Source organism: Limnohabitans sp. (genome assembly GCF_031539175.1).
Classification (GTDB): Bacteria; Pseudomonadota; Gammaproteobacteria; order Burkholderiales; family Burkholderiaceae_C; genus Limnohabitans.
This window is the reverse complement of sequence record NZ_JAVKLQ010000032.1, coordinates 25,805-49,660: the sequence shown is the minus strand read 5'-3', so window position 1 is coordinate 49,660 and position 23,856 is coordinate 25,805. Positions and strand designations below refer to the sequence as shown.

Genomic DNA, 23,856 nt, shown 5'->3' with positions numbered 1-23,856 from the left:
CCCATGCACATTCTGTTCGTCGCTGACCCGTTGTCGTCCTTCAAAATTTACAAGGACACCACCTTCGCCATGATGCGCGAGGCGCAAAAACGGGGCCATCAGGTGTTGGCGTGCGAGCCACAAGACATCGTGTGGCAAAGCGGTCAAAAAGTCACAGCACGCGTGCAACACGTGCGTTTGACAGGCGACGCGACAGTGTGGTTCGAGGTGCAAAGTGTGGACGCGCATTGCGCGTTGCACAGCGTGGACGCCATTGTGATGCGCAAGGACCCGCCTTTTGACAGCGAATACTTCTACGCCACCCACTTGTTGGAGCAAGCTGAGCGAGAAGGTGCCAAGGTGTTCAACAAGCCGCGCGCGCTACGCGACCATCCTGAAAAGTTGGCGATCTTGGAGTTTGAACGCTTCATCAGCCCCACCTTGGTCACCCGCAGTGCTGACGCCATTCGCGCTTTTCATGCGCAGCATCGTGACATCATTTTGAAGCCACTCGATGGCATGGGTGGCATGGGCATCTTCCGTGTGAAAGACGATGGCTTGAACTTGGGCGCCATCATCGAAACCCTCAACCGAGACGGCGCTCAAACCGTGATGGTGCAAAAGTTCATTCCCGCCATTGAGCAAGGCGACAAACGCGTGCTCGTCATCGGTGGTCAAGTGGTGCCGTTTTGCTTGGCGCGCATTCCACAGGGCGGTGAAGTGCGCGGCAACTTAGCGGCGGGCGGCAAAGGCGTGGCGCAAGCCATCTCTGCGCGTGACCGCGACATTGCACAAGCGCTGGGCCCCGTGTTGGCCGAGCGCGGTTTGCTGCTGGTGGGCCTCGATGTGATTGGCGATTGCTTGACCGAGGTGAACGTCACCAGCCCCACGTGTTTCCAAGAAATCTTTGATCAAACCGGCTTTGATGTGGCCGCGATGTTCATCGATGCCCTAGAAGCTGCCGCGGCTTAAGGCGCTCAAGCGCGTTGGCTTTTGCCTTCGACAAACACTTTCAACTCCCCGGGTTTGAATGCTGTCCACACCTCATCGGTGGTGAGCGGCGCCGTGACCACCACCGCTACACGATCGTCCGCTTTGGCATGCTCTGCGAAGTTGATGCTCATGTCCTGATCGCTCAAGGTGGCCTTGGCAAACGGGTATTGACGCTCGATGTACCAGAGGTGCGTGGAGGCATGGGCCCACAGCGCCTGCCCGTTGGAGAGCAAGAAGTTAAAGGTGCCATGCTTGGCGATCTGTGGCACCAACTCGCGCAAGGTCAGGGTGAGCTCTTCGGTGGTGGGCACGCTGGCATGTGATTTGGCCATCTCTTGCATCAACCAACAAAACGCTTCTTCGCTGTCGGTGTGGCCCACGGGTTTGAAGTTGCCGTGCAAGTTGGGTTTGTAATTTTCAAGGTTGCCGTTGTGGGCGAACACCCAATAACGCCCCCAAAGTTCGCGCACAAATGGGTGGCAGTTCTCCAGCGCCACGACGCCTTGTGTGGCCTTTCGGATGTGTGCAATGACGTTGCGACTCTTGATGGGGTATTTGCGAATCAGCTCTGCCACGGGGGAGTTGCTGGCAGGCAAGTGGTCAATGAAATGACGCAATCCTCGGTCTTGTTCTGACCCTTCAAAAAATGCAATGCCCCAGCCGTCTGCGTGGTGATCGGTCACGCCGGCACGTTGTGCAAAGCCACTGAAGCTGAACGTGGCGTCGGTTGGGTTGTTGCAGTTGAGGCCTAGCAGTTGGCACATGGTGAGAGCTTGGTGAAGAAAATTGAAGTGGCAAAAGGTGCGGGTTCAGGCGCTGATCACGGCGCCGTGTCGTCATGGCGCTGCACACGCGGTTCGCGAATCTGCCAAGCGGCAATCAACGCGAAGGCGCACACGGCGGCCAGCATCAAAAAGACATCGTCAAAAGCCGCCAGTCTAGCGGCCGAGGTGGCGGTGTTGCCCAATGTGTCGCCGTGCACCGCCAAGCGCCATTCCAACAGAATGCCGCACAAGCTGACGCCCGCCGCGCCGCCCAACATGCGTAAAAAATTAATGGCACTCGCGCCCTGTGGAATCAGGCTGGCATGCAGCGAGCGCATGGCACCCATGTTGAGCGACGGCAAGATGAACCCCAATCCGATGCGTCCCAAAATTGCCAATGCCACCAAGACCCACAGCGCCGTTTGTAAATTGACCAGCACCATCAGGGCGAACGACAGCGCCAGCAGTGACAAGCCAAAGCTCACAAACAAATGTGTCGGGTGTGTGCTGGCATAGCGCCCCACCACGGCGATGGTCAACGCGAGTAACAAGCCAGAAGGCAGCATCAAGGTGCCCACATGACTCGGCGACAGCCCAAGCCCCAGCTGCAAATACACGGGGATCAAATAGGTCGACCCAAACATGGCAATGCCGTAGATGAAGGCCACCAGCGTTCCCATGGCGAAGGGGCGGTGGTTGAACAGCGTCAAATTCATCAAAGGCAGGCCACCGCGTTGGGCTTGCAGACGCTGCCATCCGATGAAGCTCGCGATGCACAACAAAGCGCCAGCAATCAACCACGCGGAGGTGACCCACTGGCCGCTGTGCAGCAGCACCAAGCCATTGAGCAGGCACAAAGTGCCCACGGTGGCGAGGGTGAGTCCGCCTACATCGAGCGTGGGTTTGCCATGGTTGGCGCTCACGCCGCCGGGCGCGGTGACGGGGACGTAGCGTTTGGCCATCCAGAGGGAGGCCAAGCAAAACGGAATCACCATGAAAAACAAGGAGCGCCAGCTCATCCAATCCACCAAAATGCCGCCAATGCTGGGCCCAATAGCGGGCGCCAGCACCACGCCCATGCCGAAAAAGCTGTTGGCACGCCCTTGTTCGGCATTGTCAAAAGCGCGCAAGATGATGATGGCGGGAATGGGTTGCACCACGCCTGCGGCGAGGCCTTCGCTGACCCGCGCCACCAGCACCCAGTTGTAGTCGGTGGCCAGTCCACCGCCTATGCCTGCGGTCATCAGCAGCCACATGCAGCCGTAATAGGTGGTGCGATAGCCAAAGCGTGCCAGCAACCAAGGGGTGGTGAGCATCGACACGGTCATGGCCACCATGAAGCTGGAGCTCACCCACTGTGCTTGTTCTTGGCCAATGCCAAAGTGCAAACTCAAGCCGGGAATGCCCACGTTCATGATGGTGGACGACATGATGGCCGCCATGGAGCCGATCATCACCGTGGTCAACATCAGCCAGCGGTGACGCGTGCCATAGCGGCTTTGGAGGTCGGCGAGTGAGCCTGGTGCGTGCATGCAACCAAGTGTAGCCACGCGGGCAAGGCACAATTGACAAAAACGACATGCACGCATTTCTTCCCACGCCCCACGCCGCTCAGGAGCGGTTAGCCCAGGTCAACCCCAGAGACTATGCCCAGACGCGCAATGCGTTGGATGGCGCGGTCACGGGTTTATCGCCTTATTTGACCCACGGATTTTTGAGCGTGCCTGAGGTGGCCTTGGCCATGTACAAGCAGCATCGTTTGGGTGTGCAGCACAAGCTGTTGTTTGAATTGGGCTGGCGGGAGTACTACCAACATTTACATGCCCACTTGGGCGATGGCATTGCGCAGTCTTTGCACGCCGGTGTGCTACCCGATGACGCCTACAGCGATTCGGTACCCGACGATGTGCGTACCGCGTGTACCCATGTGCCGGTGATTGACCAAGCGGTGCGCTCGCTCTATGCCACAGGCTATTTGCACAACCACGCGCGCATGTGGCTGGCCAGCTATTTGGTGCATTTCCGCAAAGTGCATTGGCGCGTCGCCGCCGATTGGCTCTACAGCCATTTGCTCGATGGCGACTTGGCCAGCAACTATTTGAGTTGGCAGTGGATCGCGGGCACCAGCAGCAGCAAGCCGTATTTGTTCAATGCGGAGAGCTTGGAAAAATTTGCGCCACCGTCTTGGCACAGCCCCGGTACCGTGTTGGATGCGAGTTACGACGTCATCGAGTTGCTGGCGAACAACCGTGCCACCGTGGCGCATGAACGTCGAGAGAGCGAGCCCTGCGAAGAGCCCGCCGTTGTGTCACACCCCCCCGAACATTTGGGATTCACCACGCCTGCCCATCACGACGTGCTGAACAAAACGGTGTGGTTGGTACACCCCTGGCATTTGGCAGACATGCCCTCGGATTTGCCTGACGATGTGGTGTGTGTCGCCGTTGTTTGGTCTGACTTGGCGTGGGCCCAGCCTTGGAACGTGATGCGTTGGCAGTTTGTTGGGGAGCGCATGTCGCATCTCGCGTCCCAGCGTTGGTTCGGCACGCGGCAAGAGGTGGCCTTGGCCTTGTCAACGGCTGCGCAGGTGCACACGGTGGCCCATTTGCGTTTGCCCGAGCTGGCGCGTGTCAACTTGGTGCAACGCCCCGCGCCGCGCTTGTTCAAGCAGTTGGAAAAACCACAAGACTCATTTTTCAAATGGTGGACGCAAGTCACCAAAGACGTGCGCCACTTGCAGCAATTGGTGTCGCCGCTTACTCGCCAGGGGCCAAGCGAATTGCCACGATGAAGTGCTGGGTTTCGCCGAAGCACTCCGGCAAGCCTTGATGTTGCTCATACTCGAGCACCACTTTTTGGCCGATGTGCGCGTTGATTTGATCGGCAATCGCGGTGTCACGCACTGTGAAGGTGAACTTCTCGGGAATGGTCGGCATGTTGGCTAAGGCACGAACTTGTTCGCCCTCCCATGTTTTGCAGACCCAACCTTTGTAGGACAGCTTTTGCACGTAGCCCACGCTCTCGCCCTTGGAGTAGGTGAAGTGATAAGCAAACAGCAGGTAGCCGCCCGCTATCAACGCGACGATGAGCACCAAGCCCATCAAAGAGCGCAAGGCGACGCGGATCAAATTTTGGGCAAAAGGGGCGGTCATGGTGTTTCTCGAAAGAAGTGAAAAGTATGCCGAATCATAGTGCCGAGCGCCCATGAAAAACGGCTCCCGAAGGAGCCGTTTGCGCAAGGTCAAAACGCAGGCAGATTACGCCTCGCCAGCCTTGACCTTCAGGCGCCAAGCGTGCAGCAATGGCTCGGTGTAGCCGCTGGGCTGTTCTTTGCCTTTGAACACCAAGTCGAGGGCGGCTTGGTAGGCAGCGCTCTTGCTGAAGCGGCCGGCCATCTTTTGGTACAACGGGTCGCCCGCGTTTTGCTTGTCCACCACAGACGCCATGCGCTTGAACGTGGCTTTCACTTCAGCAGGTGTCACCACGCCGTGCAACAACCAGTTGGCGATGTGTTGGCTAGAAATACGCAGCGTGGCGCGGTCTTCCATCAAGCCCACGTTGTGGATGTCTGGCACTTTCGAGCAGCCCACGCCTTGGTCGATCCAGCGCACCACATAGCCCAAGATGCCTTGCACGTTGTTGTCCAACTCTTGTTGCTTGTCGGCGTCTTTCCACTTGGGCTTGGCCACCACGGGCACTTGCAGCAAGTCGTCCAAGATGCCATCGCGCACCTTGCTGTAGTCGACTTTTTCCAACTCTTTTTGCACGTCCACCACTTTGACTTGGTGGTAATGCATGGCGTGCAACACGGCGGCGGTGGGGCTTGGCACCCAAGCGGTGTTGGCACCGGCTTTGGGGTGACCAATTTTTTGCTTCAGCATTTCGGCCATCAAGTCGGGCATGGCCCACATGCCTTTGCCGATTTGCGCTTTGCCGCGCAAGCCGCATGACAAACCGACCAGCACGTTGTTCTTTTCGTAGGCTTGAATCCACGCGCTGGACTTCATGTCGCCCTTGCGCATCATGGGGCCGGCGTACATGGCGGTGTGCATTTCGTCGCCGGTTCGGTCGAGGAAGCCGGTGTTGATGAACGCCACGCGGCTGGCCGCAGCGGCGATACAGGCTTTCAAGTTCACGCTGGTGCGGCGCTCTTCGTCCATGATGCCCAGCTTGACGGTGCTGTCAGCCAAACCCAAAACCTTCTCGACGCGACCAAACAACTCAGCGGCAAACGCCACTTCAGCGGGGCCGTGCATTTTGGGTTTCACGATGTAGACCGAGCCCGTGCGCGAGTTGCGAATGCCGTCTTTGCCGTGGCCTTGCAAGTCATGCAGGGCGATGGTGGTGGTGATCACCGCATCCATGATGCCTTCGGGGATCTCGTGGGTGGCGCCGTCTTTGCCGGTGTACAAAATGGCGGGGTTGGTCATCAGGTGACCCACGTTGCGCAAGAACAGCAACGAGCGGCCATGCAGCTTGACGGGCTGGCCGTCTTTGCCGGTATACACGCGGTCAGCGTTGAGGCCGCGGGTGAAGGTCTTGCCATTTTTCTCGACAGCCTCGGTCAAAGTGCCTTTGACGATGCCCAACCAGTTGCCGTAGGCCAGCACTTTGTCTTCGGCATCGACCACGGCCACGGAGTCTTCCAAGTCCAAGATGGTGGACAAGGCGGCTTCCACGATCAAATCGCTCACGCCCGCTGCATCAGACGCGCCAATGGCGGTGTTGCGGTTGATTTGGATGTCCAAATGCAGGCCGTTGTGTTGCAACAGCACCGACGAGGGGGCAGCCGTATCGCCTTGGAAACCGATGAATTGCGCGGCTTTGGCCAGCTTGGTGGTCTTGCCATTTTTCAAGGACACGACCAACTCGCCACCCACCACGGTGTAGCCGGTGGAATCGATGTGCGAGCCGCTCTTCAGTGGGGCCGTGCGGTCCAGCACATAGCGTGCGTACTCGATCACTTTGGCACCGCGCACGGGGTTGTAGCCTTTGCCTTTTTCAGCGCCGTTGGTTTCTGGCAAAGCATCGGTGCCGTACAGGGCGTCATACAACGAGCCCCAACGTGCGTTGGCAGCGTTCAAGGCGTAGCGGGCATTCAAGACGGGCACCACCAATTGGGGGCCAGCTTGCAAGGCCAATTCAGCGTCCACGTTCTTGGTGGTGGCTTTGACTTTGTCAGGCTGTGGCACGAGGTAGCCGATTTTTTCAAGGAAGGCGCGGTAGGCCTTCATCTTCTTGATGGGGCCGGGGTTCTTTTTGTGCCAAGCATCCATTTCCAGTTGGATTCGATCACGCTCTGCCAACAAGGCGATGTTTTTGGGGGCCAAGTCTTGCACGATGGCATCAAAGCCGCTCCAGAATTTGTCTTGGCTCACACCGGTGTCTGGCAACACTTGGGTGTTGATGAAGTCTTGCAACTGGGTGGCCACTTGCAGGCTGTGAATTTGCGTGCGTGGTGTGGTGTTTTGGGTCATGGGTCAACTCTCTCAGGTAGTTTCAAAAATACAGATCTCAAAAACAAAAATTCAAGACGAATCTTAGGTCAAAGCCACGCTCGTATTGCGTGGCTAAATTTTTCAGATGTCGTGACTTCTAGATGCCTAATCAGCCTTCGGCGACCAACAGCGTGCCCGCGCGCAGACCGCGCCAAGTGCCCAAAGTCAGCCCCAAAATCACCAAAAAGGTGATGGCCAAAAGGGCCGTCGCGGGCAGCTGTAGCCAGGTCCCCTCGGGGGCGCTGCTCAGTCGCAAGGTCAAGGTGGTAAAGGCGGCCAACGGAAAGCTCATGCCCCAATGCCCCATCCCAAAAGGCTGTGAGCGGATGGTGTCGAGCTGTGTCATGGCCCACATCAAAAAGAACAGGCCTACGCCCCACAGGGCCCACACCACGGGCATGAGGGCATTGAGTTGCAACATGTCGAGCCCAATGATGGACGGCGGGACCACGGTGATGAACAGCGCAGGGCTCATGCGCTCAGGCAACGGACCCGCTTGCACCAAGCGCACGATGAGCAAGGTTTGCAGCACGGGCCACAGCAGCAGACCGATGCCAAATTGTGCGGTGGCCCAAGGCGCAAACCCCATCGTCACGCCGCCCAAGGGGGCCAGCACATTGCCCACCACGGGGATGAACAGCACAGGTGTGAAGGTGGCCCATTGCAAGCCGCCTTGTTCTTTGGCGCGAAGCCAGCGACCCAAGACCCACACGGTGGCTGCCAACTCCAACAGAGAGCCCAGCAACCACGTCGTGCGCAGCAGCTGGTCCAGCCACGGGTGGACATTCCAAAACAATCCTGCGACCAAGGTCGAGAGCAGCATCAGCGAAATCGGCAGCGTGGCCATGAACGCATGGCGCACGGGGTGCTTCAGGTCGACTTGCACGGCAGTTTTGTGGGTGTTGAGTCGCACCAGGCAAGCCACGCAGAGAATGGCAAAAATCAGCAGGGCAAAGGCTCCCGAGACCAAGCTCATGCCCAGCGCCATGTCGCCCAGCACATCGGTGGCGCGCAGCCAAGCTTGAGCCAAGCCGCACCATCCCATGACCAACACAAACCAAGCGGGGCTCAGATGCGCCAAGCGTGCGATGGCGTGGTGCGCCCATGGGGTGCGGACGTTGGGGGTGGTGGCGTTCATGTGGCCGATTTTAGGCGTGGGCTTCTCAGAGGCCTCGCGTGGATAATCGACGGCATGGACAAACTCAAAGTCTTCGAGTCCTTCGTGTCGGTGGCCCAAAAGGGCAGCTTGACTGCGGCCGCTGTCGCCGAGGGCGTGGCACCCGCCATCATGGGCCGACGTTTGGACAGCCTCGAAGCGCACTTGGGCGTCAAGCTTTTGGTGCGCACCACACGGCGCATCACGCTCACGCATGAAGGCACCGCCTTTTTGGAAGACTGCCAACGTTTGTTGGCCGAGGTGGCCAACGCCGAAGCCAGCGTCAGCGCAGGCGGCTTGAAAGCCAGCGGCCATTTGCGCATCACCGCGCCGGCTGGGTTTGGTCGGCGTCATGTGGCGCCACTGGTGCCCAAATTTCACACCATGCATCCCGATGTGACGGTGTCGCTCAACCTCAGCGACCGTGTGGTTGACTTGGCCGCCGAGGGCTTTGACTGCGCTGTGCGCGTGGGCGATTTGCCCGACTCGTCGCTGGTCAGCGTGCGCATGGCTGACAACCGTCGCCTGTGCGTGGCCACCCCTGAGTTTTTGAAGCGCTACGGCACGCCACAAACGCCACATGACTTGATGCGCTTTCACTGCCTCACCTTGTCCAGCGATGCGTCGCAAACCCGTGGCTGGGCCTTTCGTGCGCCCACTTCGGCCAAAGGCGGTGAGGTCGCCGGCCATGAGGTGATTCACTTGCGCCCCAGTGGTCCGATGGATTGCTCCGATGGCCAAGTGCTGCACGATTGGTGCATGGCGGGTTATGGCATCGCATGGCGCAGCACCTGGGAGGTCGAGGCTGAGGTGAGCAGTGGCCAATTGGTCACGCTGTTGGATGACTTTGCGGCGCCGCCGAATGGTATTTATGCCATTTTTTCGCAGCGCAAGCACCTGCCATTGCGGTTGCGCTTGTGGATTGACTTTCTCAAAGATCACTACGGCCAAGCCACTTATTGGAGTGCGGCCGCATGAGTGCCCAGTCCATCCGAGACGTGGTGCTTTGCGCCGATGACTACGCAGTCAACGCGCCTACATCGCAAGGCATCGTGGCTTTGGTGGTGCTAGGCCGTTTGAGCGCCACCAGCGTGATGACGCTTTCCCCCCGTTGGGTAGAGGACGCACCCGCATTGCGAGACCTGCGTGGCCGCTTGGACGTGGGCTTGCATTTGGACTGGACCAGCAGCTTTGCCCAAAGCGCCGGTTTTGGTGGGGCTTTGAGCACGGTGATGCGCCGTGCTGCGCTGCGCCGCTTCGATGTCCAAGTCTTGCGTGATGAGATCGAGCGCCAACTCGATGCCTTTGAGCAACATTGGCACGCTGCGCCAGACCACATCGATGGCCACCAGCATGTGCACCAATTTGCGGGTTTGCGTGATGCGCTGTTCGAGGTGCTGTTGCGCCGCTACGGCCGCGCTGCGCCGCGTCCGTGGCTGCGTATTTCCAACGTGGCACAAGCGGGGTTTAAAGCGCGTGTGATCTCCACGATGGGCTCCAAAACCTTACAGGCTTGGGCGGACGATCACCACTGGCCTACGGTCAGCCCCTTGTCGGGCGCCTACGCGTTTGACGGCAACGTGGCCGACTATGCAAACCGCATGCGTGGCTGGTTGGCTGATTTGCCCGATGCCCCGGCACACCCCGCCATCATCATGTGCCACCCTGCTGCGTCGGCGCACGCGGATGACGAGATCGGTCCCGCGCGCGCCCGAGAGTTTTCCTATTTGGCCAGCCACGATTTCGTGCAAGATTTGCGCGACGCTGGTGTTCGCTTGGTGCGCGGTAGCGGCCAGCCCATGGCCTCGATTTAACCGCGCACTTTTGCTGCGCATCACCTGCGTTTTCATATGACTTCTTCTAAACCGCGTGTCGAAGGCCGCACTTGGGCGCTGGTGTTGCTGCCTGTGTTGCTGCTGATCTTGGCTGCTTTGCGTCCTTTGGCCCTGCCCGATGAAGGGCGTTATGCAGAGGTGGGCCGATGGATGGCGATGAGCGGTGACTGGCTCACCCCACGCTTGGACGGTATTCCTTTCTTTCACAAACCGCCCTTGCTTTACTGGTTAGAAGCCAGCGCCATGACCGTGTTGGGCGCCACCCCTTGGGCGGCACGGCTGGTGGTCGCGTTGCATGCCTGCTTGATGTTGGGTTTGCTCTGGGCGTGCGCGCGCCACATCGCCGGCGTGGCTGTGGCCAACCGCTCAGCTTGGATGTTGGGCAGCAGCTTGGCATTTTTGATCGGCGGCCAATACGTCAACCACGACACCATGGTGGCGACGTGGATGGGCGTGGGCATTTGGTGCTTTGCCCGTGCCTTGATGCAGGCGAACGGCGTGCATGCGGGCTGGGCACGTGCTGGGTTTATCGCCTGCGCGTTGGGCGTCTTGAGCAAAGGTTTGATTGGCTTGCTGCTGCCCGGCTTGGTGCTGTGCGTGTGGGTGACTTGGACGTGGCAATGGCGCAAAGTGTGGGCTTTGCCTTGGCTCAGCGGCATTGTGTTGTTCTTGGCGGTGGCTTTGCCTTGGTTTGTGGTGGCCGCACGCGAGCATCCCGACATGCTGGCCTATATGTTTGGCAAGCACCAGTTTGGTCGCTACACCGCCACGACCTTCAACAACGCGAGACCTTGGTGGTTTTATGGCGTGGCCATTGCGGTGTTGATGTTCCCGTGGGTGTTTTTGGTGGCAGCCAGTGCTGTGCGCAGTTTGCGCGAGCGGGTGATCGCACTCAAGCCGCAAGCCTCCGTGCCATCGACCTCCACGTTGCCTACGGCAAACACGTCGCATGCGGAGGTGAACGTTGACCCGCGCTGGACCGCGCTATGTTGGATTTGGATCGTGGCCATTTTGGGATTTTTCTCTATTCCCAACTCCAAGCTGATTGGCTACGCCTTGCCTGTGATGCCCCCGCTGGCGCTGCTCGCTGCGCTGTGGTGGCAAAACCATGTGGCGACACGCACATGGGGTGATCGGATTTTTGCCATCGTGGTGGGGCTCAATGTGGCGCTGGCTGTGGGTGGGCAAGTGGCCGCTGAGCGCTACACCCAAAAACACAGCAGCTTAGATGTCGCCGCTGTGCTCGCGTGTCAAGCGCGCCCTTCAGACGTGGTGGCTGCGGTGGACGAATACCCCTACGACTTGCCGTTTTACGCGCAATTCACCCAACCGCTGGAAGTCATCCAAGATTGGGACACCTTGCGTCAAACCGCGGGTGACAACTGGCGCCGTGAGTTGTTTGAAGGTGCAGACTTTGATGCGCACGCTGCGCGCAGCTTGGTTCCCCTGTCTCGCTTAGACAGTTTGAAGCAAACGCCGCATGCATGGGTGGTTGCGCCCAACACCTCCAGCACGCTGAATATGCAGCATCACGCAGGATTTGAGTTGGTGTTTGCAGGCCGCGCTTGGAGCCTGTACCAATCGAGTGCGGCGACCCTAGGTGCGCCGGCGTCAACTGCGTCGGCGAAAAGCCCAGAAGCGGCTGAGCAAAAAGGTCTGCGCGGATGCAAAGACCAAGGCCAAAAATAAAGCCAACCAGTCTGGCAAATTCAAGCCCCGCAGCAGCGCCACAAACATGAGTTCGTTGGCGACAAAGCCCGCCAGCGCGGTCGCTGCAAACCGACGCAGACTTTGCCAAAAGCTGGTGCCCGCATCTTGAAAACTCAAGCGCCGATGGCCCGCAAAGCTGACCACAAATGCCACGCAAAACCCAGCGGCATTGGCCAACTCGGGCCACAGATGGGCTTTGGTCAGCTCGAACACTCCCATGTGGGTGGCCGCTGCGGCACTGCCCACCACCAAAAACCAAAAGCCACTGTGCATCGCTTTAGATCGGGTGTTCGTTATCGAACTGAGCCATCGAAGGCGCTGGCGCTTTGACGGGCGCCAAGGCCAATCCCGAGCCCCAGTGGTGGCTCACCAAATACATGGGCCGCTGCTTGACCTCTTCGTAAATACGCCCCACGTACTCAGCCAAGATGCCGATAGACAGCAATTGAATGCCACTGAAAAACATCATGCCCACCACCAGCGTGGCGTAGCCCGGCACATCAATGCCCCACATGAAATACTCCGCCACCACCCAAGCGCCGTAGCCTATGGCGACCGTGGCCAGCAGCAAGCCTGACACGGTCAAGGCGCGCAGGGGCGCGATGGAAAACGCCAATACGCCCGTCAAGGCCAAGGCAAACGACCCACGCAAACCAAAACTGCTCTCGCCTGCGGCACGGGGCAGCGGTTCGTAATCAATGGCGGTGCTGGCAAAACCGACCCAGGCGTACAAGCCTTTCATGAACCGGTTGCGTTCGGGCAGTGACTTGAGGGCGTCCACCACACGGCGGTCCATCAAGCGGAAGTCGCCCGCGTGTGCAGGAATTTTCACGCGGTTGCCCATGTTGATGAGCTTGTAAAACATGCCTGTCAGCCCCGCGTGCAAGGCCGATTGGTCGTCGCGTGTGCGGCGAATGGCATACACCACGTCTGAGCCCTCGCGCCAGCGCTTGAGCATGTCTGCCACCAGCGACACGGGGTGCTGACCGTCGGAGTCCATCAGCGCCACCACCTCGCCGCGTGCGGCGTCAATGCCAGCGGTCAGGGCGGCTTCTTTGCCAAAGTTGCGTGACAGGTTGATGCCCACCACCTCGCGGTGCGCTTCGCACAAGGCTTGCATGACTTGCGCGGTGTCGTCGCGGCTGCCGTCGTTGATGAGCACGATTTCCACTTGCGAGCCCAGCGCCTGCAAGGCTTGCAGCACCTGTGGCACCAAGGTGCCCAAGTTTTTACCCTCGTTGTAGGCGGGCATGACGCACGACAGGGTGGGGGTGTATTGAAAACGGTCGGAGGGGGAGAGGTCGTGGGCGTCGCGCATAGTGGGGTAGATCATGCCAAAAAATATGGCGTATCTCCTGAAAGCGAGGGGTGCCCCGTAAAATCTTGCCATGCTCCAAGTTAAACAAGAATTGCTGGCCGCCCTGAGCCAAGCCCTCGACGGTTTGTTGCCCGGTTCCGGCAACAAGGCCGCTTTTGAATCGCCCAAGGTTGCCGCGCACGGCGATTACGCCATCACCGCGGCCATGCAGCTGGCCAAGCCCCTCAAACTCAACCCCCGTCAACTCGGCGAACAGCTGCGCGACGCGCTGCTGGCGGCGCCCGTTTACCAACAGTGGGTGCAAGACATTGAGATTGCAGGCCCTGGCTTCATCAACATCCGTTTGAAACCCGCCGCCAAGCAACAAATCGTGCGCGAGGTGTTGGCTGCTAAAGAACAATTCGGCTTCCAAGCCGACAACGGCCAGCGCGTGTTGGTGGAGTTTGTGTCAGCCAACCCTACGGGGCCGCTGCACGTGGGTCACGGCCGCCAAGCCGCGCTGGGCGATGCGATTTGCAATTTGTTTGCCACGCAAGGCTTCGACGTCTACCGTGAGTTTTATTACAACGATGCGGGCGTACAAATCAACACCTTGGCCAAGAGCACGCACTTTCGCGCCCAAGGTTTCAAGCCCGGTGATGAGTGCTGGCCTGTGGACCCCGAGAACCCAGAGAGCAAAGCGTTTTACAACGGCGACTACATCCAAGACATTGCCACCGATTTCTTAGCCAGTAAAACGGTGAGGTCAGACGACCGCGAATTCACCGCCAGCGGCGATGTGAACGATGTGGACGGCATGCGCGAGTTCGCCGTGGCCTACCTGCGCCATGAGCAAGACCTCGACTTGAAGGCCTTTGACGTCAAGTTTGACAACTACTACTTGGAAAGCAGCCTCTACACCAGCGGCAAAGTGGCCGATGCCGTGAGTCGCCTGCAAGCCGCTGGCAAGACCTACGAGCAAGACGGCGCGTTGTGGCTCAAGTCCACCGACTACGGTGACGACAAAGACCGTGTGATGAAAAAGACGGACGGCACGTACACCTACTTTGTGCCGGACGTGGCGTACCACATCGCCAAATGGGAGCGCGGCTTCACCAAGGTGGTCAACATCCAAGGCACCGACCACCACGGCACCATCGCACGCGTGCGTGCGGGCTTGCAAGCGGCGAATGTGGGCATTCCCGAGGGCTACCCCGACTACGTGTTGCACACCATGGTGCGCGTGATGCGCGGTGGCGAAGAGGTGAAAATTTCTAAGCGTGCCGGCAGCTACGTGACCTTGCGCGACCTGATCGAGTGGACCAGCAAAGACGCCGTGCGCTTCTTCTTGCTGAGCCGCAAGCCCGACACCGAGTACACCTTTGACGTGGACTTGGCTGTGCAAAAGAACAACGACAACCCCGTGTACTACGTGCAATACGCGCACGCCCGCATTTGCTCGGTGCTGCGCGCCTGGGCTGACAAAGACGGTGGCGATGTGGCTTCGCTGCAAGACGTGGACTTGTCTGCGCTCGAAAGCCCACAAGCGCAAGCACTGATGTTGCAGCTGGCTAAGTACCCCGCCATGCTGAGCGCCGCATCGGCCGATTTTGCGCCGCACGATGTGACGTTCTACTTGCGCGACCTCGCCGCCAGTTATCACAGCTACTACGATGCCGAGCGCATCTTGGTGGACGACGAAACGGTGAAAAAAGCCCGCTTGGCGTTGGTGGCTGCCACCGCACAGGTGCTGCACAATGGTTTGGCGGTGTTGGGCGTCTCAGCGCCTGCCAGCATGTAATCCTGTTTTCGGAGACCTATTTCAATGTTGAATCAACAACGCGGCGGAACCTTGGTGGGTTTCATCATGGGTTTGGTCGTGGGCATGACCGTGGCCTTGGGCGTGGCCGTTTACGTGACCAAGGTGCCCATTCCTTTCATGAACAAAGGCATGACCCGTTCGGCGGAACAAGACGCTGCGGAAGAAAAGAAAAACAAAGACTGGGACCCCAACGCCCCGCTTTACGGCAAGAACCCTGCGAAAGCTGCGGATAAAGCTGACGCTGCACCAGAAACACCCAAACCAGACGTCAAGGCTGACGTGAAGCCGGTCGCTAAACCTGTGGAGTCCAAGCCCGACGCTGCCGTCAAAGTCGATCCAAAAAGTGCCGATCCTTTGGGTGATTTGGCCAAAGCCAAAGCCGATCTGAAGGTTGCTGAGCCCAAAACAGCGGAGGCGAAAGCGGCCGATGCCAAGTCGGCCCCTGCCCCTATGCCGGTGGCTGCAGACCCTTTCATTTATTTTGTGCAAGCCGGTGCTTACCGTACGCCTGAGGAGGCCGACGCACAGCGCGCCAAAATGAGCCTGTTGGCGTTGGATGCCAAAGTGAGCGAACGCGATCAAGGCGGTCGCACGGTCTACCGCGTCCGCGTGGGGCCGTTGGACAAAATCGAAGCCGAACGCGTGCGCGCCAAGCTCGAAGCCGCGCATCTCGACTCCGCCATGGTGCGGGTGCAACGTTAAATTTTCCTTTGAGGGTGACTTATGAAACGTCGTGATTTTTCTTTGACCGCCATTTCCATGGCTGGTCTGCCCTTGTTGGCGCAGGCCCAAGGCCCTGCTGCGGGTAAAAAGCCGGAAGAAGGCATTGAGTACATCTCGCTCGACAAGCGCGTGCCCACCGAAGTGGAAGCTGGCAAGATCGAAGTGATCGAGTTCTTTTGGTACAGCTGCCCGCATTGCAACGCGTTTGAACCTCGGTTCGCGGCATGGATCAAGGCCTTGCCCAAAGACGTGGTGGTCAAGCGTGTGCCCGTGCGTTTCCGTGATGACTTTGAAGCGCAGCAGCGCGCGTATTACGTGTTTGAGTCCTTAGGACTGGTGGATGCTATGCACGGCAAGCTGTTTCATGCCATCCATGCCGAGCGTCAGACGCTCAACACGGGGGCTGCCTTGGCCGCTTGGGCTGGCAAAAACGGCATGAGTGAGCAAAAGTTCACCGAAACCTTCAACAGCTTTGGCGTCGCCACCAAAGCCCGCCGCGCGACCCAGTTGCAAGAAGCATTCAAGGTGCAAGGCGTGCCCGCTTTGGGCATTGCTGGGCGCTTCTACACCGACGGTTCGTTGACGGGCAGCATGGACCGTGCGGTTCAAGTGACCGACTATTTGTTGAGTGAAGTGCGTCGCGGTCGCTGAGCTCAAGTGGCCGCGCCGGCGGCCAGCGAGGACGGTCTGGGGCGTGGTTAGAATCAGCCTCAGTTAAATACAGCAATATTCGTGCCTTGAACTCATTTCTTTCCTTGTTGATCATGTCGTTGGTGGCGCTTGCCCCTGCTGCGGTGTGGGCTGAAAAAGCCGACCGCGACAAGCCCATGAACATCGAGGCCGATAGCATGGTGCACGACGAGCTGAAGCAAGTCAGCGTGTTCACGGGGCGCGCTGTGTTGACCAAGGGCACCATGATTCTGCGCGGCGCCCGCATTGAAATTCGCCAAGATCCCGATGGTTATCAGTTCGGCACCATCCTGCCGGAGCCCAACAAGCGGGCCTTCTTTCGTCAAAAACGCGAGGGCGTTGACGAATTCATGGAAGGCGAAGGCTTGCGCATTGAATATGACGGCCGCGCGGACCGCGTCAAGCTGATCGACCAAGCCGAGGTGCGTCGTTACCGAGGCGCGGTGTTGGGTGACCAAATGACCGGCAAACTCATCACCTATGACAACTTGACCGATGTGTTCGCCATCGACGGTCAACGCACCGAAGAGGGCGGCAAGCCCACGCCTGGGCGTGTGCGCGTGACGTTGGCCCCGCGCAACAAAACTCTGGACAAAGATAAAAAGTGATCGTTCCCTTGTCTCCCGTGGCACCCACACAGGCGGCTGTGAGTCGTCTAGAAGCACGCCATTTGCAAAAGTCATACGGCAGTCGCAAGGTGGTGCATGACGTCTCAATCGCGGTGAACAAGGGCGAAGTGGTGGGGTTGTTGGGCCCCAACGGCGCTGGCAAAACCACCTCGTTTTACATGATCGTGGGCTTGGTGCGCGCCGATGGCGGCACCATCACGATTGATGGCCAGCCCGTGACGCATTTGCCCATCCACCGCCGTTCGCGCTTGGGGCTGAGTTATTTGCCCCAAGAAGCCTCGATTTTTCGCAAGCTGAATGTGGAAGACAACGTGCGCGCTGTGCTTGAGCTGCAGCGCGATGACCTCGGCAAGCCGTTGAGTCACGATGAAATTGAAAAGCGCCTGACCTCTTTGTTGCAAGAACTGCGCGTGGAGCACTTGCGTGCTTCGCCTTCGGTGGCGTTGTCGGGCGGTGAGCGCCGTCGCGTCGAGATTGCGCGAGCCTTGGCCACCAACCCACGCTTTATTTTGTTGGACGAGCCGTTCGCGGGTATCGACCCAATTGCGGTGATCGAGATCCAACGCATCATTGGTTTTTTGAAAGCGCGTGGCATGGGGGTGCTCATCACCGACCACAACGTGCGCGAGACTTTGGGCATTTGCGACCACGCGTGCATCATCAGCGATGGACGCGTGCTGGCGCAGGGCACACCCACTGAGATCGTCGAAAACGCCGACGTGCGCCGCGTGTATCTCGGCGAACACTTCCGAATGTGATGGCATGAAACAAGGCTTATCACTTCGCGTTTCTCAGCATCTGGCGCTCACGCCCCAGTTGCAGCAGTCCATCCGTCTGTTGCAGTTGTCCACGCTGGAGTTGAGCCAAGAGATCGAGCAAATGCTCGACGACAACCCCTTTCTCGACAAAGAGTTTGAAGAAGCGCCGCGTGAAGAGTTTGGCCTCGATCAAGCGGACACGCCCACCCGCGACGAAGAGGTTGAGCCTGTGCGTGAGGTGCCTTCGCTCGACGGCGGGATGTCCGAGATCACGGTCGACAACACCGCCAGCGACACCGAGCCCAGTGTGGATGGCATTGCCGAGAGCTGGGATGGTGATGGCAGCGTGGAGTTCTCAGCGGACGACTCTGAGTGGGGCGGCGACGCCCCCGCCAGCAAAAACAACAACACCGCCGACAGCGATGTGGCTGACGCCACCGAGCTGGCACGCAGCCAAGAATCGCTGACCTCGTTTTTGCACCGCCAAGCCTTGGCGCTGCGTTTGAGCGAAACCGACCGCGCCGCCCTGCGCTACTTGATTGAAAACCTCAACGACGATGGTTACCTCGAAGACAGCTTGCGCAGTTTGGCCGAAGGTTTGGGTGGTGACGACGAAGAGCAAATCGAAGAGCTCGAACACCGCTTCCAAGTGGCGCTGTCGCTGCTGCAAAGCTTAGAGCCTGTGGGTGTGGGCGCTCGCCATTTGGCCGAGTGTTTGACCTTGCAACTCAAGGCCATGGATGTGTTCAGCGAAGAGGCCACGAATGTGCGCGACGTGGCACTGGCCATGTGCAAACAGCCGCTGGAGATGCTGGCCAAGCGCGATTTCAAGCGACTGGCCGTGGCCGTGAATGACAGCGAAGCCACCGTCAAATTGGCCATTGCCTTGATCGCCCGTTTGGAGCCCAAACCCGGTCGCCGCTTTGCCGATGTGGAGCGCCATGTGGTGGTGCCCGATGTGTTGGTGACGCGTGTGGGCAAGTCCACCGCCGCCCCCAAATTCCGCGTGGCCTTGAACCCCGATGTGATGCCACGTTTGCGTGTGCATGACATTTACGCCAGCGCCTTGAAGGGCGGTAAAGGCGATAACCACGCCGGACTGCAGCAGCGTTTGCAAGAGGCACGTTGGTTCATCAAAAACATTCAGCAGCGCTTTGACACCATCTTGCGCGTGAGCAATGCGATTGCCGAGCGCCAGAAAAACTTCTTCATCCACGGCGAACTTGCCATGCGCCCGATGGTGCTGCGCGAGATTGCCGAGGAGTTGGGCTTGCACGAGTCCACCATCAGCCGTGTGACCACCAACAAGTACATGAGCACGCCCTACGGCACCTTTGAGTTGAAGTATTTCTTTGGCTCGGGGCTCGAAACGGACAGTGGCAACAACGCGTCCAGCACCGCGGTGCGTGCGTTGATCAAGCAGTTTGTCGCCAACGAAAACACCAAAAAGCCGCTGTCAGACAACCAGCTGTCTGAGATGCTGAAAGAACAAGGCATTGAGTGCGCCCGCCGCACCGTGGCCAAGTACCGTGAGGCGCTACGCATTGCGCCAACCACTTTGCGCAAAGCGCTTTAAAGACATTTATGAATCAGTTGACCCTTTTCTTGCCCTGTGCGGCAGGCGTTGAAACCTATTTGGCCACCGAGGTCAAACGCATCACCGGCGTGGCCGATGAGGATTTGCGTGCTTTCCGCGCCGGCGTGATGCTGCGTGCTTCGTGGCGCGATGCCATGTTGCTGAACCTGCACAGCCGTTTGGCGCAGCGCGTGTTGGTGGAGTTGTCGCACACGTTTTATCGCCAAGAGCAAGACCTCTACAACGCCGCTTGCGAAGTGGCGTGGGAGTTGTGGTTCTCGCCCAAAGAGTCGTTCAAGATTGAAATCACTGCGCAGCACAGTCCGTTGAAAAGCTTGAACTTTGCGGCGCTCAAAATCAAAGACGCGGTGGCCGACCGCTTCCGTCACAAGACCGGCGTGCGCCCTGACGTCAACACGCAGTGGCCCGATGCCCGCATCTACGCGCACTTGACCACCGAGAACCTCACGCTCTACATCGACACCTCGGGCGAGCCTTTGTTCAAACGCGGTTGGCGCGCTGACAAAGGCGATGCGCCATTGAAAGAAACATTGGCCGCAGCCATGTTGGCGGCCAGCGGCTGGAGCCAAGGCGACGGCACGGCGGCCAATCCAGACGGGTTGGTGGCGCAAGGCGTGCCGTTGTATGACCCATGTTGCGGCAGCGGCACCATCGCCATTGAAGCGGCGCAAATCGCGTGCAACATCGCCCCGGGTTCGATGCGCCGTTTTGGGTTTGAAAAATTGGTGCCTTACCAAGCCCACGTTTGGCAAGGCTTGCTCAACAACGCGCGCAGTCAAGAATGCGAACCGCGTGCGCCAATTTTTGGCAGCGATGTGGCTTTCCGTATGGTCGACTTTGCCGAGCGCAATGCCGAGCGCGGTGGCGTGGCGCATGCCGTGCAATTGCGCGGTGGCGATGCCTTGCAACGCATGCCACCTTGCGAACAACCGGGCGTGATGCTGGTCAACCCGCCTTATGGCGAGCGTATTGAAGCCGCCGGTATTGCGGGTGCCGCGCGTCGTGCGCGTTACGCGCCGCCTAGCGAATATGTGTCACCTTACGAAGACGTGAAGCGCAACGGCGATGCAGGGTTTGATGACGAATCAGGTGACGACAGCGGCATGATCCGAGACGATGTGCCGCGCTTTGGCGCCCGTGACATTGCCCAAACCGAAGACGGTGGCGATTTCTTCGCCCAACTTGCCAGCCACTGGAAGAAAAACTACGCCGGTTGGTCGGCATGGATGCTGACCCCTGACCTCAAGCTGCCCACCCGCATGCGTTTCAAAGAGTCGCGTCGCGTGCCCATGTGGAACGGCCCGATCGAATGCCGCATGTTCCGCTTTGATTTGCGCGCTGGCTCGATGCGCAACAAGCCCAGCGACGCCCAAGCCCCTGATGCTCAGCACACCGAGGGCAAAGGGCCAGCCACATCGTGAGTGATGGCTTGAATTTGCAAGCCAGCCTGTCGCCTGTGTGCGTGGTGCTCGACACCAACATCGTGCTGGACCTGTGGCTGTACCAAGACCCTGCGACGCCTGAGCTGCAAGCGGCGCTGAGCGCCAAGTCTGTGCAATGGTGTGCGACGCAAGTCATGCGTGACGAGTTGGAACGTGTGTTGGCGTACACCCACATCGCCCGGCGCTTGGCCTTCAGCGCGTTGACAGCTGAAGATATCTTGCGCCAGTTTGATGCCCATGCGGTGTTGCACTCCATCGCGCCCAAAGCGCAGTTCATGTGCAAAGACGGGGATGATCAAAAGTTCATCGACCTCGCGGCGCAGCTCAAGGCACAACTCATCAGCAAAGACAAAGCCGTGTTGACCATGCGCAACCGCATGGCTCGGTTGGGGGTGGCTGTTGCCAAGCGTTTTCCGGCGGTGTTGCCGGGCTAAGCGGCAAATGAGAAGGCTGCTGGCGTTGTTGGCGCAGAGCTTCTCTTTAAGGTGTTTGCAGCAAGGCCAGCAGCGTGCGCAAAGCGTGCTGCACAGTGGCCTCGCGCACCGCAGCGCGATCGCCCGCAAAGTGCATCACTTCGGTTTTGACCCACGCCGTTTCTGCGCCCAGTGTTGGGCCTGCATCGCTGGGCAATGCCCAACAGAACCACACCGCCCCGACGGGCTTCTCGGCTGAGCCGCCGGTGGGACCTGCCACGCCTGTCACCGCCACCGATACTTGCGCCCGCGAATGGCGCATCGCACCCAAAGCCATGGCTTGCACCACGGACTCGCTCACGGCGCCGTGCTGTGCGATCAACGCACTGTCAACGCCCAACATCTCGTGCTTGGCTTCGTTGGAGTAGGTCACAAAACCGCGTTCTAGCCATTGGCTGGATCCTGCCAAGTCGGTGCAGCGTGCGGCGATCATGCCCCCCGTGCAACTCTCGGCTGTGGCCAGCATCCAGCCGTGCTGAAGCAGGGCTTGTGCCAAGGCCTCAACGTTCGTCGATGTCGTTTCTGTCGTCATAGAACTCTCCATAAAGCCATCACCAACAACGTGCAAAACGCAGCGACCAAATCGTCAAACAGGATGCCCCAGCCACCGCGCCAACCAAAGCCCTTGAACAGTTGATCCGCCCAACGCACGGGGCCGGGTTTGGCCGCATCGAAGTAACGAAACAAGATGAATGCGCCCAACTCGCCGCCAAACGTCGTGGGTGTGACCAGCCACAAGATCAACCAAAACGCGACCACCTCGTCCCACACAATCGCGCCCGGATCGGCCACGCCCATGTGGCGAGCGGTGAGCGTGCAAGCCCACCAGCCCACCAGCGTGGATGCGCCAATCAGCAGGCCCATTTGGAAGGGCGTGAGCCAAATTTGCAAGAGTAAAAACACTGCCCATGCCCACAAGGTGCCAGCCGTGCCTGGTGCGAAACGACTCAGGCCAGAGCCCGCGCCAAGCGCGATGAAATGGGCGGGATGAGAGAGGACGAAGCGGCGGTTCAGCATGAGGGTTCGGTGAGGGGTGGTGCAGCGCTCAGCGCTCACGCAAAGTGATCAAACGAGGCAAAGCGGCGTGCAATGGGTTGCCCATGTGGGTCAAGCACCACCAAGCCTTGCTGCGCAGTGATGCGGCCGATGCGGGTCACGGGCGTGTCACTTTCCCACGCGGCGGCGTGGACCATTTCGCGCTGTTCGACGGGGGCGGTGAAGCACAGCTCGTAGTCGTCACCGCCTGCGAGGGCATAGTCGAGCCGTTTGTTCCACGACAGTGCCGCCAGCCAAGGACTGATGCCTGCATCCGCTTCAAGGCCTGCGCTGTGGCGTTGGGTGTTGGATGATTGCAACCATGCGGTGTCGATTTGCGCACCCACGCCCGAGCGCTTCAAGATGTGACCTAAATCGCCCAGCAAACCGTCGCTGACATCGATGGCGGCGTTGGCCACGCCGCGCAAGGCGGTGCCGAGGGCCACGCGTGGTGTTGGACGCTCCATGCGCAAACGGGCGAACTCTAAGCCCGCAGCATCCAAGGACTGGGTGCCGCGAAAGACTTCGAGGGCCAAGCGCGCATCGCCCACGGTGCCGCTGATGTAAATGTCGTCGCCCACTTGCGCGTTGTGGCGCAGCAGTGCATCGCCCGGGGGCACTTCACCAAACACGGTGATGCAGATGTTCAACGGGCCTTGGGTGGTGTCGCCGCCCACGAGCTCGCAGCCGTGCGCGTCTGCCAATTGCAGCAAGCCACTGGAAAACCCCGCCAGCCACGCTTCGTCCACGCGGGGCAGCGAGAGGGCCAAGGTAAAGGCGATGGGGGTGGCGCCACAAGCCGCCAAGTCGCTCAAATTGACGGCCAAGGCTTTGTGGCCCAAGCGGGCGGGGTCCACGGTGCTCAAGAAATGACGGCCTTCCACCAACATATCGCTGGAGATGGCCAGTTGCATGCCCGGTGTGGGGGCCAACAGGGCGCAGTCGTCACCCACGCCCAGCACCGCTTTTTGGGTGGGGCGCTTGAAGTAGCGTTCAATCAGTTCGAATTCACCCATGAGTGGCCTCAGTGCAGATTGCGATTGCCTGGCGCATCGCTCAAGGCGTCCAGCACAAACATGGGAATGTCCACATCGAACTTTTCGCCGTCTTCGGCCACGCAAAAGTAGCTGCCGTGCATGGTGCCCGTGGGGGTGCGCAAGCGGGTGCCGCTGGTGTATTCAAACTGTTCGCCGGGCTTGAGCAAGGGTTGATGGCCCACCACACCTAAGCCACGAATCTTTTCGTGCATGCCTTCGGCGTCGTTCACGTTCCAAGTGCGCGAGATCAGCTGCGCGGCGATGGTCCCCATGTTGGTGATGGTGATCGTGTAGGCAAACATGTACAGCCCGCCCTCTGGATCCGATTGCTCGGGCAGGTATTGGGGATGAACTTCGACTTGGAATTTGTAGCGTTGCATGGGTTGATTTTGGCCTAAGCCTCAAGGGGCCTTGGCGG

Annotated in this window: 24 protein-coding genes; 13 read left to right on the top strand and 11 right to left on the bottom strand. The window is 59.3% G+C overall.

What is annotated here, in order from left to right:
* Positions 1-3 precede the first annotated feature (3 nt).
* On the top strand, positions 4-951 hold the full coding sequence (gene gshB, locus RMS95_RS05610; RefSeq protein WP_310644330.1) for a glutathione synthase: 948 nt from the start codon (positions 4-6) through the stop codon (positions 949-951).
* A gap of 5 nt (positions 952-956) precedes the next feature.
* Here gshB and RMS95_RS05605 read toward each other — a convergent pair whose 3' ends face one another.
* Positions 957-1,736 carry a class II glutamine amidotransferase gene (locus RMS95_RS05605; RefSeq protein WP_310644329.1) on the bottom strand — a complete coding sequence of 260 codons (780 nt, stop codon included), beginning with the start codon at positions 1,734-1,736 and terminating at the stop codon, positions 957-959.
* A gap of 56 nt (positions 1,737-1,792) precedes the next feature.
* Complete coding sequence (locus RMS95_RS05600; protein ID WP_310644326.1) at positions 1,793-3,268, bottom strand: MFS transporter; 1,476 nt, start codon at positions 3,266-3,268, stop codon at positions 1,793-1,795.
* Positions 3,269-3,315: 47 nt separating this feature from the next.
* On the opposite strand from RMS95_RS05600, the gene RMS95_RS05595 reads away from it, so the two are divergent.
* Positions 3,316-4,527, top strand: a complete 1,212-nt coding sequence (locus RMS95_RS05595) for an FAD-binding domain-containing protein (RefSeq protein ID WP_310644324.1) — start codon at positions 3,316-3,318, stop codon at positions 4,525-4,527.
* On the opposite strand, the gene RMS95_RS05590 is transcribed toward RMS95_RS05595, so the two are convergent.
* The 3 genes from RMS95_RS05590 to RMS95_RS05580 all read right to left on the bottom strand — a co-directional run bounded on the left by RMS95_RS05590 (position 4,493) and on the right by RMS95_RS05580 (position 8,372).
* On the bottom strand, positions 4,493-4,888 hold the full coding sequence (locus tag RMS95_RS05590) for a hypothetical protein (RefSeq protein WP_310644322.1): 396 nt from the start codon (positions 4,886-4,888) through the stop codon (positions 4,493-4,495). The two genes, RMS95_RS05595 and RMS95_RS05590, sit on opposite strands and share 35 nt — an antisense overlap.
* A 105-nt stretch (positions 4,889-4,993) precedes the next feature.
* Positions 4,994-7,213 carry a malate synthase G gene (locus RMS95_RS05585; RefSeq protein WP_310644320.1) on the bottom strand — a complete coding sequence of 740 codons (2,220 nt, stop codon included), beginning with the start codon at positions 7,211-7,213 and terminating at the stop codon, positions 4,994-4,996.
* Between the two features lie 130 nt (positions 7,214-7,343).
* Positions 7,344-8,372 (bottom strand): SLAC1 anion channel family protein, encoded by a 1,029-nt coding sequence (locus RMS95_RS05580; RefSeq protein WP_310644318.1) that lies wholly within the window; start codon positions 8,370-8,372, stop codon positions 7,344-7,346.
* 54 nt (positions 8,373-8,426) lie between these two features.
* Here RMS95_RS05580 and RMS95_RS05575 point away from each other — a divergent pair, with 54 nt between their 5' ends.
* The 3 genes from RMS95_RS05575 to RMS95_RS05565 are packed head-to-tail and all read left to right on the top strand — an operon-like array spanning position 8,427 to position 11,914.
* The gene (locus tag RMS95_RS05575) at positions 8,427-9,368 is read left to right on the top strand and encodes a LysR family transcriptional regulator (protein WP_310644316.1); all 942 of its coding nucleotides are present in this window, start codon (positions 8,427-8,429) and stop codon (positions 9,366-9,368) included.
* The gene (locus RMS95_RS05570; protein WP_310644314.1) at positions 9,365-10,204 is read left to right on the top strand and encodes a ChbG/HpnK family deacetylase; all 840 of its coding nucleotides are present in this window, start codon (positions 9,365-9,367) and stop codon (positions 10,202-10,204) included. The genes RMS95_RS05575 and RMS95_RS05570 overlap by 4 nt, the downstream gene beginning before the upstream one ends.
* 36 nt (positions 10,205-10,240) lie before the next feature.
* Complete coding sequence (locus tag RMS95_RS05565; RefSeq protein WP_310644312.1) at positions 10,241-11,914, top strand: glycosyltransferase family 39 protein; 1,674 nt, start codon at positions 10,241-10,243, stop codon at positions 11,912-11,914.
* Here the strand turns inward: RMS95_RS05565 and RMS95_RS05560 are convergent.
* Together RMS95_RS05560 and RMS95_RS05555 are read right to left on the bottom strand one after the other, a co-directional pair.
* Positions 11,837-12,208, bottom strand: a complete 372-nt coding sequence (locus RMS95_RS05560) for a GtrA family protein (protein ID WP_310644310.1) — start codon at positions 12,206-12,208, stop codon at positions 11,837-11,839. The genes RMS95_RS05565 and RMS95_RS05560 overlap by 78 nt on opposite strands.
* A gap of 4 nt (positions 12,209-12,212) precedes the next feature.
* Positions 12,213-13,268, bottom strand: coding sequence for a glycosyltransferase family 2 protein (locus RMS95_RS05555; protein ID WP_310644308.1), 1,056 nt, complete (start codon positions 13,266-13,268; stop codon positions 12,213-12,215).
* Between the two features lie 55 nt (positions 13,269-13,323).
* Here RMS95_RS05555 and argS point away from each other — a divergent pair, with 55 nt between their 5' ends.
* From argS to RMS95_RS05515, 8 genes are all read left to right on the top strand, one after another.
* Entirely contained in the window at positions 13,324-15,033 is a 1,710-nt protein-coding gene (gene argS / locus RMS95_RS05550) for an arginine--tRNA ligase (protein WP_310644306.1), read from the top strand.
* A gap of 24 nt (positions 15,034-15,057) precedes the next feature.
* The gene (locus tag RMS95_RS05545; RefSeq protein ID WP_310644304.1) at positions 15,058-15,756 is read left to right on the top strand and encodes an SPOR domain-containing protein; all 699 of its coding nucleotides are present in this window, start codon (positions 15,058-15,060) and stop codon (positions 15,754-15,756) included.
* Positions 15,757-15,777: 21 nt separating this feature from the next.
* Complete coding sequence (locus RMS95_RS05540; RefSeq protein ID WP_310644302.1) at positions 15,778-16,428, top strand: thiol:disulfide interchange protein DsbA/DsbL; 651 nt, start codon at positions 15,778-15,780, stop codon at positions 16,426-16,428.
* Between the two features lie 113 nt (positions 16,429-16,541).
* Positions 16,542-17,075, top strand: a complete 534-nt coding sequence (lptA, locus tag RMS95_RS05535; protein ID WP_310644668.1) for a lipopolysaccharide transport periplasmic protein LptA — start codon at positions 16,542-16,544, stop codon at positions 17,073-17,075.
* Positions 17,072-17,854 (top strand): LPS export ABC transporter ATP-binding protein, encoded by a 783-nt coding sequence (gene lptB / locus RMS95_RS05530; protein ID WP_310644300.1) that lies wholly within the window; start codon positions 17,072-17,074, stop codon positions 17,852-17,854. The genes lptA and lptB overlap by 4 nt, the downstream gene beginning before the upstream one ends.
* A gap of 4 nt (positions 17,855-17,858) precedes the next feature.
* On the top strand, positions 17,859-19,430 hold the full coding sequence (locus tag RMS95_RS05525) for an RNA polymerase factor sigma-54 (protein ID WP_310644299.1): 1,572 nt from the start codon (positions 17,859-17,861) through the stop codon (positions 19,428-19,430).
* A gap of 8 nt (positions 19,431-19,438) precedes the next feature.
* On the top strand, positions 19,439-20,872 hold the full coding sequence (locus RMS95_RS05520; protein WP_310644297.1) for a THUMP domain-containing protein: 1,434 nt from the start codon (positions 19,439-19,441) through the stop codon (positions 20,870-20,872).
* Complete coding sequence (locus RMS95_RS05515; RefSeq protein WP_310644295.1) at positions 20,869-21,327, top strand: putative toxin-antitoxin system toxin component, PIN family; 459 nt, start codon at positions 20,869-20,871, stop codon at positions 21,325-21,327. Before RMS95_RS05520 ends, RMS95_RS05515 begins: the two co-directional genes overlap by 4 nt.
* A gap of 46 nt (positions 21,328-21,373) precedes the next feature.
* Here the strand turns inward: RMS95_RS05515 and RMS95_RS05510 are convergent, their stop codons facing one another.
* Genes RMS95_RS05510 through apaG form a run of 4 tightly spaced genes read right to left on the bottom strand, consistent with a single transcriptional unit; the run spans position 21,374 to position 23,818 of the window.
* Entirely contained in the window at positions 21,374-21,898 is a 525-nt protein-coding gene (locus RMS95_RS05510; RefSeq protein WP_310644293.1) for a CinA family protein, read from the bottom strand.
* Complete coding sequence (locus tag RMS95_RS05505; RefSeq protein ID WP_310644292.1) at positions 21,895-22,383, bottom strand: phosphatidylglycerophosphatase A; 489 nt, start codon at positions 22,381-22,383, stop codon at positions 21,895-21,897. Before RMS95_RS05505 ends, RMS95_RS05510 begins: the two co-directional genes overlap by 4 nt.
* Positions 22,384-22,418: 35 nt before the next feature.
* Entirely contained in the window at positions 22,419-23,417 is a 999-nt protein-coding gene (gene thiL / locus RMS95_RS05500) for a thiamine-phosphate kinase (protein WP_310644291.1), read from the bottom strand.
* Positions 23,418-23,425: 8 nt separating this feature from the next.
* On the bottom strand, positions 23,426-23,818 hold the full coding sequence (gene apaG / locus RMS95_RS05495; protein WP_310644290.1) for a Co2+/Mg2+ efflux protein ApaG: 393 nt from the start codon (positions 23,816-23,818) through the stop codon (positions 23,426-23,428).
* Between the last annotated feature and the right edge of the window lie 38 nt (positions 23,819-23,856).